The sequence below is a fragment of the Pirellulales bacterium genome (assembly GCA_019694435.1).
Classification (GTDB): Bacteria; Planctomycetota; Planctomycetia; order Pirellulales; family JAEUIK01; genus JAIBBZ01.
Genome location: JAIBBZ010000083.1, coordinates 1 through 3,541, shown reverse-complemented (window position 1 = coordinate 3,541; position 3,541 = coordinate 1). Strand labels below are relative to the sequence as shown.

4 protein-coding genes are annotated in these 3,541 nt (G+C 63.2%); 2 read left to right on the top strand and 2 right to left on the bottom strand.

Going from position 1 to position 3,541, the window contains the following annotated elements:
* Positions 1–66: 66 nt before the first annotated feature.
* A complete protein-coding gene (locus K1X74_23445) occupies positions 67–489 on the bottom strand; it encodes a biotin/lipoyl-binding protein (protein MBX7169307.1) in 423 nt (140 codons plus the stop codon).
* Positions 490–744: 255 nt separating this feature from the next.
* Here K1X74_23445 and K1X74_23440 point away from each other — a divergent pair, with 255 nt between their 5' ends.
* Together K1X74_23440 and K1X74_23435 are read left to right on the top strand one after the other, a co-directional pair.
* Positions 745–1,305: a type 1 glutamine amidotransferase gene (locus K1X74_23440; GenBank protein ID MBX7169306.1), complete on the top strand. Its 561-nt coding sequence runs from the start codon at positions 745–747 to the stop codon at positions 1,303–1,305.
* Positions 1,306–1,445: 140 nt separating this feature from the next.
* Positions 1,446–3,308 carry a hypothetical protein gene (locus K1X74_23435; protein ID MBX7169305.1) on the top strand — a complete coding sequence of 621 codons (1,863 nt, stop codon included), beginning with the start codon at positions 1,446–1,448 and terminating at the stop codon, positions 3,306–3,308.
* A gap of 30 nt (positions 3,309–3,338) precedes the next feature.
* Here the strand turns inward: K1X74_23435 and K1X74_23430 are convergent.
* A partial coding sequence (locus tag K1X74_23430; GenBank protein MBX7169304.1) for a PEP-CTERM sorting domain-containing protein occupies positions 3,339–3,541 on the bottom strand: 203 nt, incomplete at its 5' end.

Here is a 3,541-nt window from a genome sequence, read left to right as displayed (position 1 = left end):
TGGGTGGTTGCAGATACTCGCCCGCGTGCGGCCCCGTGGCGGGCTCGTACACGTAAACGTACGGCACTACCGACAAGCCGACGAATAGCGGGTTCTTGTCCGGGTCGTAGTCGACTGGCTCGATGCGAAGGGCTGCTTGTCGAGCTGCACGAGCAGGTCGCCCTTGCGCACCCGGTTGTTGTCGTCGACCAACACGCTGACGACCTGCCCGGCAACCCGGGGCGCAACAAACGTGACGTGGCTATTGACGTAAGCGTCGTCGGTCGAGACGGTGGTCAGCGCCGTGTGGATAGCGGGAATCAACCAGATCGCGGCGACAATGGCGGCCACCACGCCAACCACGATCCAAGGCCAGCGCCGCTTTTTGACCGTGGGAGCTGCGCTGGCGGCGGGGGCCTGAACAGGTGCGCCCTCAGCGGGTACTTTCGCCGAGACCCCGTCGGTAGACGCGCTAGCCCCGGCTGTTGTCGGAGCGTGTTCGGTGGCCATGTGATCTGCCCTCTGCTTTACGACGTGTGTACGTCGGCCAGCCTCGTTGGCAGTCCACCTACCGCGCCGCAGCCAACGATCGCCGACCGTCCAGCGCCCCCGTCCACTCATGGCGGCACAATTCTACGCCAATGGGCACCGCCGGCTAGTCTACTGAGCGTGGCCGGTGGACAGCCGGGCCAGTGGTACGGTTATTGCCGGAAAACAAATGGCTGGAAATCGCGACAACATCACCGCCTGAAGGAGGCGCACGCCATGACCCGGCTTACCCAGTTGCGCGGGGCGGTCATCGCCACCGACGGCTTCGAACAGGACGAACTGATCAGGCCCGTTCAAGCCCTGCGAAAAGCAGGCGCCCAGGTGACGATTCTTTCGCTCCACAATGGTGAAATTCAAGGAGTGCGCGGAGATCGCAAACGAGCGTCGAAAGTGCCTGTCGACGGCCTGGTGCGCGATGCCCGGCCCGAGGCCTTTGACGCGTTGCAACTGCCCGGCGGCACCGTCAACGCCGACACGCTGCGGATGGTGCCCGAGGTGCAAGCGTTTGTGCAGGCCATGCAGCAGGCGGACAAGCCGATCGCGGCGATTTGCCATGCCCCCTGGATTCTGGTTTCGGCGGGGCTGGTCGGTGGCCGCACGCTGACCAGTTACCACACGATCCAGGACGACATTCGCAACGCCGGCGGACACTGGGTCGATCGCGAAGTGGTCGAAGATGCCAATTGGGTAACCAGCCGCCAGCCCAGCGACATACCGGCATTCAACCAGGCGATGCTGAAGCTCTTCGAGCGACAACCGGCCGGAGCGCATCACTAAACCGCCCAGCACGGGCCCCTTTTCAGGAGATGAGGGCAAGGTGAAACGGCCTGCCGATGGTAGACCAGGAAGCATGGCGGCCAGATAATGGCGGCCGGAGTCGTGGAGCATCCTACTTCATCGGCAGGTCGTTATTTGCCATGCAACGATGCCTTGCTTGCTGGTTCGCATTGGCGTTCATCACCGCCGCGACGACGGTCTTTGGCGACGAAACGGCCGACCCCACAAGTCCCCACCGTCTGAACAATCTGACGAGCATTCTGGCGGAAGTTGCCGGACCCGATGGCCCGGGCGACCGGATTGCTTTTACCCGCTCCGAGGGCGGTTGGGTCTTTGTGTCGGCACGGCTGCGCGGCGAAGGCCGGGTAAAAATCGTGCTCGACGGCGACACAACTGGCCAGCCGCTGATCGATCAACCCGCCGGCCAACATCCGGCCACGGCCGAGGCGATGCGTCGAGTAACCGCGGGCCAGCACCAACTGCAAATCGAACTCACCGCTGGGGCGATCGTCGAGCGGCTCGTCGTTCAGTCGATTCCCGAACTGATGCACTGCGGCCTGGGCTTCGATTCGGCCATCAAATCATACGGCCGGTATGACATGGAGTTTCTCAAACGGGACATTCTGCCCAACGTCAACATGCTGGTCGTGCCGGGCAACATTCAGCTGCCGACCGCTGTGGTCGACGCGTGGCATGCTCAGGGCAAGCGGTTCATTGCCGAGGTGGGAGTTTCTGGCCAGGCGAAGACCGCCGACGAGCACTGGCAATATTGGACTGGCGTGCTCGATAAGTCGGCGTTTCTCGACGGCATTATCATCAACGAATTCATCGTCAACATGCCGTCAGGCCGGACGGACGCAGCACTGAGCCCCGAGCGCCAACAGCGCCGCGAGCAAGAACAGGCGCGGTACCAGGTGTGCGAAGAGGCGCTGCGCCGCCTGCGGGCCGACGCGCGATACCACGATAAGAAAGTGTTCGTCTACTTTGGCGGCAGCGGCAAACGGCTCAACCAGGAGATCATCGGCCCCACGTTCGTGCGGACGCTCATCGACGGCAACCAGCGCATCGCCCTCGAACGCTACCTGCACGAAATGTCGAGCCCGGAGAAATCGCGCGACGCGCTGCAAACGTTCATCGAGGGCATCGCCGACTGGGAGTCGACACAGCCGGGGGCCACGCGCAACATGGTCATCGCCTTCGGCCTGTTCTCGATGCCGCCGGGGGGCATTAACAAGCAACCCAACGTCGACTACCACGTCTGGATGGACCAGCAGATGAACCTCGTGGCCAACCATCCGGTACTGGCCAACCTGGCGGGCCTGGAGTGGTGGACGTCGATTCTCGCCGACGAAGAGACGGTGCGCTTCGTCGGCAAGCTGTATCGGCACTACGCCATCGAGGGCAAAACCGCGCTGCTGACTCACGACCCGTTGTTTCTGTCGCATGTCGACAATGCCGACTTCGAGCGCGGCACCGAAAGTTGGACGCTCGAACCCGCCGAGCCCGGGTCGATCGAGCCGCGGAGCTTTCCACGCTACGGTCGCATCGAAGGCCGCTTCATGGGCCTGGGTCGCCCGGCCGATCCCGAGCACATCGGCGACACGTTCTTGTGGATGAAGCGGAGCGCGAAGGGACCGAACACGTTCTCGCAGCCGATCAAGAACTTGCAACCAGGTCGCTTGTACTCGATGAAGATGTTCAGCTGCGACTACCAGGACCTGGTTCACCCGCGGGCCAAGAAGCAGGAAGAGGCCCAAAAGTTCATCGGCCAGATCAAGCTCGAGGGAGTCGAGGTGGACGCGAAGCGGTCATTCACGGAAATGTACCCGTCGAGCCCCGAACCGACGATTCCGGTCTGGATCACGTATCACTGGACGGTCTTCCGCGCCCAAGGCACGACGGCCCGAGTGACGGTTTCCGATTGGCCTTCCGCCGCAGCCGCCGGCCTCTTCGGCCAGGAGCAGACGTTCAACTTCCTCGAGATACAGCCGTATCACGAGTGAGCGCCCATGGGGCCGGACGGCCCGCCAACTTCACTTGTGAGCAGGCCAGGCGCGCGAAAGCCTGCGACCACCGAGTATTAGCAGGGCGGCGGTCAGCAGCAGCCAACTCGACGGTTCGGGAATCGTGGCGATCCAGGCCTCGGTTTTGCCGAACGGGTTCGTCCCCTTGCCCACGATGGTCCGCCCATCGGGCGTAATCGCCGTGGCCTCGGTCAGGATCCATCCGCTTAGCC

Bases quoted from the DNA above. Each gene is read 5' to 3' on its own strand.
- K1X74_23445 (MBX7169307.1), bottom strand. From the start codon at position 489: ATGGCCACCGAACACGCTCCGACAACAGCCGGGGCTAGCGCGTCTACC.
- K1X74_23440 (MBX7169306.1), top strand. From the start codon at position 745: ATGACCCGGCTTACCCAGTTGCGCGGGGCGGTCATCGCCACCGACGGC.
- K1X74_23435 (MBX7169305.1), top strand. From the start codon at position 1,446: ATGCAACGATGCCTTGCTTGCTGGTTCGCATTGGCGTTCATCACCGCC.